This window comes from Acinetobacter sp. CIP 64.2, from assembly GCF_000369645.1.
GTDB lineage: Bacteria > Pseudomonadota > Gammaproteobacteria > Pseudomonadales > Moraxellaceae > Acinetobacter.
The window spans coordinates 489661-502485 of the sequence record NZ_KB850122.1; the positions used below are offsets into that span (position 1 = coordinate 489661).

14 protein-coding genes are annotated in these 12825 nt (G+C 40.7%); 6 read left to right on the forward strand and 8 right to left on the reverse strand.

Going from position 1 to position 12825, the window contains the following annotated elements:
• Positions 1-134: 134 nt before the first annotated feature.
• Positions 135-1373 carry an NADH:flavin oxidoreductase/NADH oxidase family protein gene (locus F895_RS08810; protein WP_005241623.1) on the reverse strand — a complete coding sequence of 413 codons (1239 nt, stop codon included), beginning with the start codon at positions 1371-1373 and terminating at the stop codon, positions 135-137.
• Positions 1374-1530: 157 nt separating this feature from the next.
• A complete protein-coding gene (locus tag F895_RS08805; RefSeq protein WP_005241624.1) occupies positions 1531-2361 on the reverse strand; it encodes an alpha/beta fold hydrolase in 831 nt (276 codons plus the stop codon).
• A gap of 422 nt (positions 2362-2783) precedes the next feature.
• Between F895_RS08805 and F895_RS08800 the strand changes: the two genes are divergently transcribed.
• Both F895_RS08800 and F895_RS08795 read left to right on the forward strand, forming a co-directional pair.
• Positions 2784-3680, forward strand: a complete 897-nt coding sequence (locus F895_RS08800; RefSeq protein WP_005241626.1) for a hypothetical protein — start codon at positions 2784-2786, stop codon at positions 3678-3680.
• Between the two features lie 37 nt (positions 3681-3717).
• On the forward strand, positions 3718-4962 hold the full coding sequence (locus F895_RS08795) for a saccharopine dehydrogenase family protein (protein ID WP_005241628.1): 1245 nt from the start codon (positions 3718-3720) through the stop codon (positions 4960-4962).
• Positions 4963-5255: 293 nt separating this feature from the next.
• On the opposite strand, the gene F895_RS08790 is transcribed toward F895_RS08795, so the two are convergent.
• Positions 5256-6230: an NAD(P)H-dependent flavin oxidoreductase gene (locus tag F895_RS08790; RefSeq protein WP_005241630.1), complete on the reverse strand. Its 975-nt coding sequence runs from the start codon at positions 6228-6230 to the stop codon at positions 5256-5258.
• Positions 6231-6664: 434 nt separating this feature from the next.
• On the opposite strand from F895_RS08790, the gene F895_RS08785 reads away from it, so the two are divergent.
• On the forward strand, positions 6665-6964 hold the full coding sequence (locus tag F895_RS08785) for a DUF3817 domain-containing protein (RefSeq protein WP_005241632.1): 300 nt from the start codon (positions 6665-6667) through the stop codon (positions 6962-6964).
• A gap of 74 nt (positions 6965-7038) precedes the next feature.
• Here the strand turns inward: F895_RS08785 and F895_RS08780 are convergent, their stop codons facing one another.
• The 5 genes from F895_RS08780 to F895_RS08760 all read right to left on the reverse strand — a co-directional run bounded on the left by F895_RS08780 (position 7039) and on the right by F895_RS08760 (position 9835).
• Positions 7039-7221, reverse strand: coding sequence for a zf-HC2 domain-containing protein (locus F895_RS08780; protein WP_005241634.1), 183 nt, complete (start codon positions 7219-7221; stop codon positions 7039-7041).
• Entirely contained in the window at positions 7215-7835 is a 621-nt protein-coding gene (locus F895_RS08775; RefSeq protein ID WP_005241635.1) for an RNA polymerase factor sigma-70, read from the reverse strand. The genes F895_RS08780 and F895_RS08775 overlap by 7 nt, the downstream gene beginning before the upstream one ends.
• Positions 7832-8644, reverse strand: a complete 813-nt coding sequence (locus tag F895_RS08770; protein WP_005241636.1) for an HvfC/BufC N-terminal domain-containing protein — start codon at positions 8642-8644, stop codon at positions 7832-7834. Before F895_RS08770 ends, F895_RS08775 begins: the two co-directional genes overlap by 4 nt.
• Entirely contained in the window at positions 8595-9458 is an 864-nt protein-coding gene (locus F895_RS08765) for an HvfB family MNIO-type RiPP peptide maturase (RefSeq protein ID WP_005241644.1), read from the reverse strand. Before F895_RS08765 ends, F895_RS08770 begins: the two co-directional genes overlap by 50 nt.
• Positions 9459-9526: 68 nt before the next feature.
• Positions 9527-9835 carry an HvfA family oxazolone/thioamide-modified RiPP metallophore gene (locus tag F895_RS08760; protein WP_005241645.1) on the reverse strand — a complete coding sequence of 103 codons (309 nt, stop codon included), beginning with the start codon at positions 9833-9835 and terminating at the stop codon, positions 9527-9529.
• A 162-nt stretch (positions 9836-9997) separates the two neighbouring features.
• On the opposite strand from F895_RS08760, the gene F895_RS08755 reads away from it, so the two are divergent.
• The 3 genes from F895_RS08755 (at position 9998) to F895_RS08745 (ending at position 12822) form a co-directional block, all read left to right on the forward strand.
• Entirely contained in the window at positions 9998-10612 is a 615-nt protein-coding gene (locus F895_RS08755) for an HvfX family Cu-binding RiPP maturation protein (RefSeq protein WP_005241653.1), read from the forward strand.
• Positions 10613-10766: 154 nt separating this feature from the next.
• Positions 10767-11450, forward strand: coding sequence for a heavy metal response regulator transcription factor (locus F895_RS08750; RefSeq protein WP_004653555.1), 684 nt, complete (start codon positions 10767-10769; stop codon positions 11448-11450).
• Positions 11440-12822 (forward strand): heavy metal sensor histidine kinase, encoded by a 1383-nt coding sequence (locus tag F895_RS08745; protein WP_005241655.1) that lies wholly within the window; start codon positions 11440-11442, stop codon positions 12820-12822. Before F895_RS08750 ends, F895_RS08745 begins: the two co-directional genes overlap by 11 nt.
• The last annotated feature ends 3 nt before the right edge of the window (positions 12823-12825 follow it).

Here is a 12825-nt window from a genome sequence, read left to right on the forward strand (position 1 = left end):
CTTTGAATTTGGACAGAAGCTATTTCATAAAATCTCCAATTGGTTCACAAAAACCAATGACAGATTTTTCTATCATTGGTTTTTGCTCGATCAATCTATTCTATTGCCCTAGTATTGACAACTTCTTGCTCAGTTTAAGATGAAAATGAATAGGTGCGCATCCGTTTTTTATATTGGCGCGTACGGCAAGTCATTGCTGTTTGCTGTAACGCCAATGCCCAGAGTGGAGATACCTTTGGATTGGTGGTTTTACCCAGACTGAGTTTACGTAACTGGAACTTCACTGTTGCCATGTTGGCAAGCGATGCTAAAGTTTTATTTTCCCATCTAATCGGTTTGAGTTCAGGTGCGTTATTTTGCCCTTGTTTCCATTCATTGGGGAGATTGGGATCAATCGCGAGTGCTGTGGCAATCCCCACCATGTCAACACCGCTTTCAATCACCTGTTCCGCCACTTGTTTACGACGAATACCACCCGTCACCATCACAGGCATTTTTGCAACTTTAGCAATCTCTTGGGCAAATTCTAAGAAATAAGCTTCACGTGCCAAAGTACGCCCATCGCGTGCCTGACCTTGCATGGCAGGTGCTTCATAACTCCCACCAGACAGTTCGACCAAATCAACAGCCTGTTCATTCAACATCATAACCACTTGCTGCGCATCTTCAGCACTGAAACCACCACGTTGGAAGTCAGCAGAATTGAGTTTGACTGCAACTGTAAAAGTGTCTGAAACCACAGCACGTACTGCTTTGACAATCTCGATCAAAATACGCGCACGGTTTTCTAAAGAACCACCCCATTGATCTTGACGTTGATTGCTCAAGGGCGAAAGAAACTGACTCAATAAATAACCATGTGCTGCATGAATCTCAACACCAGTAAAGCCAGCTTTTTCTCCCAATCGTGCAGTATTGGCAAAACGTTGGATCACTTCATCAATCATGTCTTGAGTCATTTCAATCGGTGTATTAAAACGATCTGACATTTTGCCTAAATCCAAGGCAACTGCTGAAGGTGCCCAAGTTTCTTGACCTAAATTGGCTTGCATTTGACGACCAGGATGATTGATTTGCAACCAAACTTGCGCCCCTTTAGAACGGCCAATTTTCGCCCAGCGTTTGAATGTATCCAAATAATTTTCATCTTCCAGAACCACGCCACCAGGCCCTGTCATGGCACGACGATCCACCATCACATTACCCGTGATAATCAAACCAACACCACCATCTGCCCAAGCTTGATATAAGCGCATCAGTTCTTCAGATGGCGCATGATTTAAATCCGCCATGTTTTCTTCCATTGCAGCTTTTGCAATACGATTTGGGATATACGAACCATTTGGGAAAACTAATTTTTCAAACACTTTCATTTTTGTCACCTCTTTGACGATGTCTTTACTTTAAGATTAAAGTAAACTTTAATGTCAAGCGGTTTTATCTCCGTTCATATATACGTTCTTAAAAATAAAAAAGAGAGGCATCAATGCCTCTCTTTTTCAGTTTAAACTTGAATATCATCAATCATACTTATGCGCGGATAAATGCCAATAGATCTGGATTAATCACATCCGCATTGACAGTGAGCATCCCATGTGAGAAACCTTTATAGGTTTTTAAAGTCCCATTTTTTACCAACTTTGCAGACAATACCCCAGAGTTTTCATAAGGTACAACCTGATCATCGTCACCATGCATTACCAGTACAGGGACTGAAATCTTTTTTAAATCCTCAGTAAAATCAGTCTGAGAAAAAGCCACAATACCATCATAATGTGCTTTGGCACCGCCCATCATGCCTTGGCGCCACCAATTCCAGATTACTGGCTCAGAAGGTTTCGCATCTGGACGGTTAAACCCATAGAAAGGACCTGCGGGTAAATCATAGTAAAATTGCGAACGGTTTTTAAATAACTGGTTTTGCAAGTCATCGAAGACTTCTTTCGGCAACCCATTTGGATTACTCGCTGTTTTCACCATAATTGGCGGAACTGCACTGACCAAAACTGCCTTAGAAACATTTGCTTCACCATGGCGTGCAATATAGTGAGCCACTTCACCGCCACCTGTTGAGTGACCAATATGCACCGCATTTTTTATACCGAGATGTTGTACCACCGCAGCGACATCGTCTGCATAATGGTCCATATCATGACCATCCCAAACCTGACTTGAACGACCATGACCGCGACGATCATGTGCCACAACACGGAAACCTTCATTCAAAAAGAATAACAGTTGAGCATCCCAATCATCTGAGCTGAGCGGCCAACCATGATGAAAAAATAAGACCTGTGCATCGCGAGATCCCCAATCTTTATAAAAAATATCTACACCATCTTTTGTCGTAACGTAAGCCATCTTTGTTTCTCCTGTGTAAGATTTACACTGTCGAGTTCTGATCTATGTTCTAATCAATGTTCGTGGAATCACATATTTTTCAAACTATCCGCATGGATAGTGACTCTATACTAAGATTAAAGTTAGCTTTAAGGTCAACATAATTAGTCCCATTCTGATAACAAAAATGTAATTTAATGCTTAATAACTCATAGTGATTGATCCTGCTTAATATTTGAAATCTAAATTTTTATTTCTATAGCACAGACTTTTAGTACGAATTATCTTTACATTGTTATAACGAATCCGTGATGTGTGTTTCAAATCATCAATTATCCTACTTGACTTTAAAGTTGGCTTTAATCTTATAGTGACTCTCAAGCAATCAATGTGCAGGTCTTGGCATAAGACTGGATGGATTGGGTCAATATAGGTTAACCAATATGAATAGTCGTCAGCAATTTACTGAAGTTGAATTTGGACAGCAAAAAGTCAAAGTACCGAAAGGTGGTTACTATGATCGCTTTAGCATGCATCCCGATTTAGACCAAGTCGCTCAAGATCCTGCAGCGGGGAATATTGATTTCTTCCGTAAGATTCCTAAAAAACTGCTTGAATCCAGAGTCGGCCCTGTTTGGGCTCCCAATTTTTATTATCGTAGCGCTAATGTGCAGGTCCTGATGCTCGCACCGCTTAAACAACTCAAGAAAAAACTGCCTGCTCCTTTAGAACCGCTACAGGCTTTTCCGGGTTATGGACTGGCCGCACTCACCTTCTTTACTTATTCTGTTTGTGATAACGACCCATATAACGAAGTCTCAGTCGCAATTGTAGTGCGCCAACCCGATGCACGTGGCCCACATGCACTGGAACTGATCAACTCGATTCGGCAACGACATTTCTATGCTCATGTTTTAGCTCTACCAGTTGATACAGAAATAGCACGGGTACGCGGCGTTTATGGCTATCAGTTGCCCAAGTGGCTGACTGAGATTAATGTCGACATCAACCCGATCGAGGTGAATGCCAATTTGATGGATACGGAAGGAAAAATTGATTTAAGCCTCAGCGCAGCAACGCCACCTTTACAGCAAGTGCAGTCAGAGACACGAACCAGTGAAGCAACAATGCTACATTTGGTAGATCACAAATGGCATCAAACACACGTGCAATCGAATATCCTCTCTTTTGCACAAACCTTGTTGCCGAGAAAAGTGAATTTGGTTCGTCATGGTGGGCCTTTAAGCCAGTTATTGGATGAACTTGGTGCATCGAAAATTCTTCGTTTAGATGTGATTCATGACGCTCAAGTTGCGCTACATTTACCGCAAGCACTTTAAAAATTCAAACGATCAAACAACTAAGGAAAAATAACGCATGAACCAAACAAAATATGATCTTGTGGTCTTCGGCGCCACCAGTTTTGTTGGCCAGATCCTCACCCGATATCTGGCAGAATACTTTGCTGACCACAAAGAACAGCTGAATTGGGCAATTGCAGGACGTTCACAGCAAAAACTACAACACGTAAAAGATGCTTTAGGCACAGCAGGACAAGCTATCCCGATCTTGGTTGCTGATGCCAACAATCAAACCGAACTCGATGCGCTTTGTGCACAAACCCGTGTAGTGGTCTCAACGGTTGGCCCATATGCTTTATACGGTGAACCTTTGGTTCAAGCTTGTGTAAACAATGGGACAGATTATTGTGATCTGACTGGAGAAACCCAGTGGATTAAACAAATGATCACTAAATATGAAGCGCAAGCCCAGCAATCAGGTGCGCGTATTGTGCATTGCTGTGGTTTTGACTCAGTTCCATCCGACATGGGGGTCTATTATTTACAACAACAAGCACAGCAACAGTTTAATGCACCTGCGACCCAAGTCAGCATGCGAGTCAGAACCTTAAAAGGTGGTGCATCGGGTGGCACAGTGGCAAGTTTGATCAATGTCGTTCAAGAAGCAGCTGCCGACCCTGCTTTACGTAAAGATCTGCTCAATCCCTATATCCTTTGTCCTGCAGATCATGGCAATACCCAAAGACAAATTTATATCAAAACAGCCAAATTCGACCCCGATTTTAATGCATGGATTGCACCTTTTGTGATGGCTGCTGTCAATGAACGTGTGGTCCATCGCTCAAATGCCTTATCTGGCAATGCCTATGGCAACAACTTTAGCTATAACGAAGCCATATTGACGGGTGAAGGGCTAAAAGGACGATTAAAAGCTTTAGGCGTGGTTTCTGGTCTAGCTGCTTTTATGCTCGCGGCAGTGAGTAAACCAATCAGCCAAGTCATGGAACGTTATTTATTGCCAAAACCAGGTGAAGGCCCAACTCCAGAACAACAGTTAACAGGCCGATTTGACCTACGTTTTGTGGGTAAAACAGATGCAGGACAAAGCCTGAAAGTTAAAGTCACAGGTGACCGTGATCCTGGTTATGGTTCTACAGGAAAAATGTTGGGACAAGCTGCATTGAGTCTTGCAATTGACCATGCCAAAGACAGTGAAAAAGTTGGACGTAACGGTGGATTTTGGACACCTGCGACGATGTTTGATGATCGCTTCATTCAACGTTTAACTGATCATGCAGGGCTCAAATTTGAACAGATTTGAAACATTCTCTTATAACTGCTCTATCAAATTACTTAAGTTTAAATCGAAAAATATTCATGTGTCCCCTACATGATGAATATCAAGGAATCACATGACAACATTCTGTTTATTCCTGATGATCTCGGCTTAGGTGAAAGCGATATTTTTTTGAAATCTTTATGATGGTTTAGTCGCATTTATTGCCACAGGCCGAATTCCGTGACAATAAGGTAAGCATAGTGAGCGCTCATCATTTAAAAAACCCGCCTAATAAAATGTATCAGGCCTTAAAGATTAAGGCCTGATATCGAAACTTAAAGCTTAAGACGTGTTCTTGCTGCAAAATATTCTCTTTCAAGCCGACTCACTAGTTGCTCGACTGAAGTCGTGGCTTTAATTGCATTTAACCCTTGTCCGCATCCCCAAATATCACGCCATGGTTTGACCTTGTGCTGTGTACCATCTTCATTCGGGGTACTGAAATCCATATCTTTCAGATTACCTTCAGGTAAATCAGCAGGATCAAGACCCGCCGCGCGAATACTTGGTGCAAGATAGTTACCATGCACACCAGTGAATAGATTGGAATAAACAATTTCATCTGAATTGTGATCGACTATCGCCTGCTTATAAGCATCTTCAGCATTGGCTTCATGGGTGGCAATAAATGCTGAACCAATATAAGCAAAGTCTGCCCCCATTGCCTGTGCTGCAAGAACCGCATCACCTGTAGAGATCGCACCCGATAAAGCCAGCGGTCCATCGAACCATTCACGGATTTCCTGAATCAATGGAAATGGACTCTTCACGCCGGCATGACCACCTGCACCTGCTGCAACCGCAATCAAACCGTCCGCCCCTTTTTCAATCGCTTTCTTGGCAAAGGTATTATTGATGACGTCATGCAAGACCAAACCACCATAGCTATGGGTGGCATCATTAATCTCGGTTCGTGCGCCCAAAGACGTAATCACAATCGGTACTTTGTATTTGACGATGAGTTCCATGTCATGTTCCAGACGATTATTACTTTTATGCACGATCTGGTTAATTGCAAAAGGTGCCGCAGGTCGCTCTGGATGTAAAGCATTATGTTCAGCGATTCCTTCGGTAATTTCTTTTAACCATTCTTCCAGTTTTTCGGCAGGTCGTGCATTCAATGCCGGCATCGAGCCAATTACACCTGCTTTACATTGAGCCAACACCAACTGCGGCGTACTAATAATAAACAAGGGCGACGCAATGACAGGGAGTTTCAGGTTTTTCATTAATTCTGGAATTTTTGACATCACTTTTATCCTTTAGATATTCATTATTTCAGATAGATAAAGCCAATTTTAGAAATAATAAGCATTTCGCTATTCTTTAAATTCACTCAATCATATCGGGATAAAAGTTTTTATGCAACAAGTTGCATAAATTCTATATTCACTCCACTTGCTTGATAAAAAATGATAAGCTCATCGAATAATAAACACCTATAAAAATTATAAATATTAATAACTTAATATTTTTTAAAATTATTTTTAATCTGTAAGACAATTATATATCGTCGTGAATTCTTGAAAAAATTTAGAAATTTCTGCTTTTAGAACATGCTTTTATCCGCTTTTATAAAGGTTATTAAATAAGAATCGTTACCAACAATATCAATGCGATAGCGCTTAAAGATGATATGCTGCGTTAATTTTTGATTCTCTTATTCATCTCTCGGAGCTATGTTATGAGCACAATGACAGAAAAATTGCGGCAAATGCGGTTTGCTTCTGTACTCGAAGCAGTAACCTTGTTGCTGTTATTTGTTGTGGCAATTCCCTTAAAGTACGCATTTGATTTACCGATCGCGACAAAAATCATGGGACCTATTCATGGTCTGGCGTTTTTATTCTATCTTTGGAATTTGGTGCGCACCGCTTCGCTTTGGTCTGGTATCGAATTGTTCAGATTATTTGTGCTGGCCTTTATTCCGTTAGGTGGTTTCTTTAACGAAAAATACATCGCACAACGTCAAACCAAGCTATAAGTTTTAGATGCTGATCATAAAAAAGGAAATCCGATGATTTCCTTTTTTGTTTTGGAGCACATCACAAAAGCGGTCTACTCTTGATCAACTTGCCTAAACGCTTGTGCAAGTTGGCTTAAGCTTTTGATCTGTTTGCCATAACGGCGACAGGAACGACAAGCCAACAAGTGTAGTTGTAGATGAGTCTGCTCACGAAGTAATAAAGGTCTATCCTGCTTTTCGGATAATAATTGGGTGGCTTGGCGGCATGTCAACATGAACAATCCTCCCGCAATAACCATTTATTTTCTAAACATTCACGTAACCGTGTTCGGCTGCGATACATCAGTACGTTAAAATGTGAAACCGTCAGTTCAAGCTTCTCGCAAATTTCAGTGCTACTCAGCTCAATCATTTCACGTAACATAAATACCTGCGCATATTTAGCAGGTAAATGATTGAGACAAGCATCAAAGATTATCCAGAAATCTTGTTGCTCCATCATCTCTTCAGGGCTTTGCCATGCTTGTGGCGCTTCATATTTATGCCAATGACCTGAGGCGTCAAATAACGCTTCGATACTCAGCTCACTCTCTTCATCCTTAAAGAATTCACTCATACTGACTAAACGAGATTTCTGCCGAATCAAATCTATAATCTTATTTTTTAAAATTGCAAATACCCAAGTTTTAAACGCCGCCCGTCCTGTAAATGAATCTAGATGTTGAAATGCGCTGGTCAATGCTTCCTGAACCACATCCTCTGCCTGCGGCAATGAAGCAAGCTGCAAGACAGCAAACTTAATCATTTGCTGTCTTAAATCCTGTAAAAAAGCAGGATTATGCAACTGATGGAATAGGTCATCATGTTTTGCTGCTGAAGCTGAATTCATCCCTGTATCTCATCATTATTATGCGGAACGTGAATTAATCTTAACCGAGTTAATAATGCTTTTAACCCATAAATTTGTAGTTGAATTTGCTCTTCATCAAAATCAGGAAGTACTGATTGAATCAGTCGCTGTAGATCTTGCTCAATAACCCTATTCTGTTGGATGAGTTCGATCATCGCAGCATATAAAGGTGACACAACCTCAACGCGAACCTGATCGAGATCATCTCGCCATACCAAAATCACACTTGGCGCTTGTTGTACCTGTTCAAGCTTCATTGTCGTCGTCCAACGATAAACAGGATATTGATAGACTAATATCCAAACTTGGGTGGTCAACTGCCAATCTTGATCTTCTATCAGAATAGGCGTTTCGATTTCAACCGTATCCAAATAGAGTTCTAACCATTCATACTGTAATAATTCGTTTAACCAGGGATAGTCTTGTAATATCTGATGCTGCTGTTCAGTGAGATACTCTCGAAACTGTAAAGAAATATCGTTATAGAACGGTGATTGACATTGCGACTTCTGGAAAAATTCTGCTAATAATTGTTGCCATTGTTGCCATTGTTGCCATTGTTGCCATTGTTGCCATTGTTGCCATTGTTGCCATTGTTGCTCAGCAAACATGCTACGTGCAACAGGAAATACCAAGTTGATAAAAGAGCAGACATTATTAAATAGCAAATCCCGATAGACTTGCATACGATTCACTGCAAAATTTTGAGGGGGCTCTAATTCAGGATCACGAATCCAGTCACAAAACTGTCGTTGCGTAGTGTGAAAGGATATTGGCTTTGCTTTCATCACGACTCTCCTGTTGTTGCATGATTTTGATTCTGTTCAACTCATCTTGTAGCTGCTGCCATGATGGAATATTAAAGTCACGTTCTAATAAGGTCGGTTTAACACCATAAATTTGATAAGTGTATTGTAAAAGCTGCCAAACAGGATCATTGATTGCAGCTCCATGTGTATCAATCAATAGATTTTTTTCAACTTGTTCATGACCTGCAATATGTAAGTAACGAATCCGCTCTTTGGGCATTGCATCAATAAATGCATAAGCATCACTGCCATGATTCATGCTATTCACATAGACATTATTCACATCAAGTAGTAATTCACAGTCTGCTTTTAACAGTACTTCACGTACAAATTCGGCTTCATGCATTTCTGCATTGGGCATTAAATACGTAGAGACATTTTCAATCACCAGTCGCTGCCCCAAAATATCCTGTACACGTAAAATTCGTTCCGCTACATAATCAACAGCAGCTTCTGTCATCGGGATCGGTAATAAATCATATAAATAACCACCATCGTGGGTATAACTTAAGTGTTCTGAGTAAATCGGTACTTGATAGCGTTGTAGAAAATTTTTAACTTGCTGGATAAATTCAAGATTGAGTGGATGAGGCCCACCAATGGATAAAGACAGTCCATGACAGATTAAAGGCGCTTTCTCCACACATTGCGAGAGTAGCTTGGCATGCCGACCGCCAAAACCCATCCAGTTTTCAGGAGCTACTTCGAAAAAATCTGCAGCAGTCTCAGCATTTAAAAACTCATCAATGAACTCACGTCTTAAGCCCAGACCTACACCAACCAATTCAGCCATGTTTAGACTCCTATGATCGAATGATGTCGATCTAAAGCTTAGACCGACATCATTCATGATTGAATGGTTTATTTTGCGCCGCACTTGCCGTCTGCAACTTTTTTATCCGCACCGCATTTTGCATCCGCTGCTTTTTTAGTTGCTCCACACTTTGCATCCGCTGCTTTTTTGGCTGCACCGCATTTCGCTTCAGCAGATTTTTGCTGATGTTTTGCTTTATTGGCACCACATTTCGCTTCACCACACTTTCCATCCGCGGCTTTGCTGGCATGTGTTTCTGTGGTTGTTGGTGTTGCTGCAACAGCGACATGGGTTAAGCCAGCAACTGAAAGTGCCAATAATGCTGCAACTGAGGTCATTGAATTAAGTTTGCTCATTGTTCTATTCCTTTTAAGGTTATTTCTCGGTTTGTACACAGGTACATAAAGTTAGACGGTATAAATCCCAATTTATTACAGTGCAAATAAAAAAAATTTATGTAAGAAACAGAATCCTCACCCGACTAATGATCATTCAATCCTATTCGGTGTGAAATTATCATGAAGAACTTTTTGTATGCTCTCGCTCAGTATTACCCAAAAATTTGCTCTGCATTCAAACATGCAGATGGCATCGCGGCACTTGCCTTACGTTTTTATTTAGTCCCAATCTTTTGGATGGCAGGTACAAATAAGCTAATGCACTTCCAAGATACAGCTGAATGGTTTGGCAATGCAGATTGGGGTTTAGGTTTACCCTTTCCTTTTCTTATGGCGGCATTGGCAACATCGACCGAGATCGCAGGTGCTGTGCTATTAGCACTCGGTTTATTCACCCGTTTGATTAGCATTCCCTTGATCGTTACCATGCTGGTTGCCATTGTCACAGTGCATCTGCCGAATGGCTGGCAAGCGATAGCTGATCCCAACGCCTCCTTTGCCAATGCTCAAGTCTTGGCCTCGGCTGAGAAATTGGAAAAGGCACGAGAAATTTTAGAAAACTATGGCAATTATGACTGGCTGACATCGAGTGGTTCATTTGTTATTTTGAATAATGGAATTGAGTTTGCCGTGACATATCTGATTATGTTGATAGCATTGATTGTTCTGGGCGGCGGTCGTTATTTCAGCTTAGATTTTTGGCTTAAACAAAAAATGGCTAAGCACTTTTCCTAACATCAAATTGGAGATGCATAATGCTGTTATTTTTGAGAATGTTATATCGTTAATGTCGAGAAGCTGACAGCAGTATTACAATTTTGTTATTTATAAAACTCATATTCTCTTTAACGCTAAAATGCAACCATAAAACTTTGAGCTTGATGAAAACATGCGAATACTTCTAGTTGAAGATGAACAAAAAACGGGGGACTATCTCCAAAAAGGCCTAACCGAAGCTGGTTATGTAACTGATTGGAGTCAGGACGGTATCTCAGGTTTACATCTGGCCGTGACAGAACAATATGACCTGATCATTTTGGATGTGATGCTGCCGAAACTGGATGGCTGGAAGATTCTCACGGAGATTCGCAAAGTAAATACCTTCCTCCCCGTGCTGTTTCTGACGGCCAAAGATCAAATTGAAGATCGAGTCAAAGGCTTGGAACTCGGTGCAGATGATTTCCTGATTAAACCCTTTGCCTTTGCTGAATTGCTCGCACGGATTAAAACCCTGTTGAAACGCGGTCAGATTAAAGAAGAACAAACTTTTTACGCAGTTGCAGACTTACATCTTGATTTGATTAAACGGCGTGTGGTGCGTTCTGGACAACGGATTGACCTGACCGCCAAAGAGTTTTCTTTATTGGAACTCTTTATGCGCCGCCAAGGTGAAGTATTACCCAAGTCACTGATTGCTGCACTGGTTTGGGATATCAATTTTGATAGCGATACCAATGTGGTCGAAGTTGCGATTCGACGCTTGAGAAATAAGATTGATACCGACTTTAGCCCTAAACTGATTAGAAACATTCGTGGTATGGGCTATGTCTTAGAGATTGAAGATGAGAAATAAATTATTTCGTTCCATCGCTTTTAGGATCAGCTTTATTTCAACCTTATTCACGACGTTGATCCTGATTGTCATGGGGATATTCGTTAATCAACATGTCGTCAATTATTTTTATCAACAAAACCAAAAAGAAATTGAAGGTAAAATTCAACTGATTGAAAACTTATTCCAACAAAAACCCAGCAATTTTAAAGACAGTTTAGATGAGGCGCTGATTGGGCATGATAATCTGCTGATCCAGATCAAACTTGCCAATGGCCAAATTCTTTATAACAAAAAAAATATGCACGCTGACCTCAATCAATTGATTCAACAAAAGAATGGGCGTTGGATCAATTGGAAACATAATAATCAGAGCTATCAAGGCATTGTTGTCAATAAAACCATTCGTTATGACCAAAGTAGTCAAAACATGCAAATTATTGCTGCGATTGAAGTTACCGATAACTATTATTTCCTGCACTCGTTTAAACAGCAGTTGCTCATGGTTGGCCTACTCGGGGTGATTGGCCTGATGTTTTTAGGATGGTGGGCAACTTGGCAAGGGCTAGGCCCGATTCGAAAAATGGCAAAACTTTCAGAAAATATTTCTGCAAATAATCTTTCTAACCGCCTCGATCTGAGCAATGTACCAATTGAACTAGCCCCACTGGCCACGGCATTTAATGACATGCTGAATCGTTTGGAAATCTCAGTTGACAAACTTTCTGCATTCTCAAGTGACTTGGCTCATGAAATTAGAACCCCAATCAATAATCTGATGATGCAAACCCAAGTTTCATTAACCAAGCCAAGAACGCTAGAACAATATCAAGATGTACTATTCTCAAATCTGGAAGAATATGAACATCTGGCCAAAATGATTTCAGATATGTTGTTTCTAGCAAAATCTGATCATAATCTGGCACTGAAAAACAAGAAAAATATCGATTTAGCGCAAGAAATGGAAGTTCTGTTTGAATATTTCGAAGCTTTTGCCTCGGAAAAGCAGATTCAATTCAAACTAACAGGTCAGGCATCGATTCAAGCTGAACCAGCCATGATTCGTAGAGCCTTCAATAATTTAATTTCCAATGCAATTAAATACGGTGAACCAGATTCAATCTTAGAAATCAAACTGAGCCAAGATGATCGACACTCGATGATTCAGATTAAAAATAAAGTATCTGCTGAAATGCAAGTGCTTAGCCCTTTACAGCTTTCACGCTTTTTTGACCGATTTTATCGGCTAGACTCATCCCGACACAAAGCGGAAGATGGCACCGGCTTAGGACTGGCAATCACCAAATCGATTATTGAAATTCACCATGCAACAATTGATGTCTTTATTGAAGAAGAAAATATTGTCTTTAGAATGGTTTTTAAAGTGGAATGACTG

Coding starts and splice junctions, on each gene's coding strand:
- F895_RS08785 (WP_005241632.1), top strand. CDS start 6,665: ATGAGCACAATGACAGAAAAATTGCGGCAAATGCGGTTTGCTTCTGTA.
- F895_RS08805 (WP_005241624.1), bottom strand. CDS start 2,361: ATGGCTTACGTTACGACAAAAGATGGTGTAGATATTTTTTATAAAGAT.
- F895_RS08795 (WP_005241628.1), top strand. CDS start 3,718: ATGAACCAAACAAAATATGATCTTGTGGTCTTCGGCGCCACCAGTTTT.
- F895_RS08790 (WP_005241630.1), bottom strand. CDS start 6,230: ATGTCAAAAATTCCAGAATTAATGAAAAACCTGAAACTCCCTGTCATT.
- F895_RS08810 (WP_005241623.1), bottom strand. CDS start 1,373: ATGAAAGTGTTTGAAAAATTAGTTTTCCCAAATGGTTCGTATATCCCA.
- F895_RS08745 (WP_005241655.1), top strand. CDS start 11,440: ATGAGAAATAAATTATTTCGTTCCATCGCTTTTAGGATCAGCTTTATT.
- F895_RS08775 (WP_005241635.1), bottom strand. CDS start 7,835: ATGAATTCAGCTTCAGCAGCAAAACATGATGACCTATTCCATCAGTTG.
- F895_RS08765 (WP_005241644.1), bottom strand. CDS start 9,458: ATGGCTGAATTGGTTGGTGTAGGTCTGGGCTTAAGACGTGAGTTCATT.
- F895_RS08780 (WP_005241634.1), bottom strand. CDS start 7,221: ATGTTGACATGCCGCCAAGCCACCCAATTATTATCCGAAAAGCAGGAT.
- F895_RS08755 (WP_005241653.1), top strand. CDS start 9,998: ATGAAGAACTTTTTGTATGCTCTCGCTCAGTATTACCCAAAAATTTGC.
- F895_RS08760 (WP_005241645.1), bottom strand. CDS start 9,835: ATGAGCAAACTTAATTCAATGACCTCAGTTGCAGCATTATTGGCACTT.
- F895_RS08770 (WP_005241636.1), bottom strand. CDS start 8,644: ATGAAAGCAAAGCCAATATCCTTTCACACTACGCAACGACAGTTTTGT.
- F895_RS08800 (WP_005241626.1), top strand. CDS start 2,784: ATGAATAGTCGTCAGCAATTTACTGAAGTTGAATTTGGACAGCAAAAA.
- F895_RS08750 (WP_004653555.1), top strand. CDS start 10,767: ATGCGAATACTTCTAGTTGAAGATGAACAAAAAACGGGGGACTATCTC.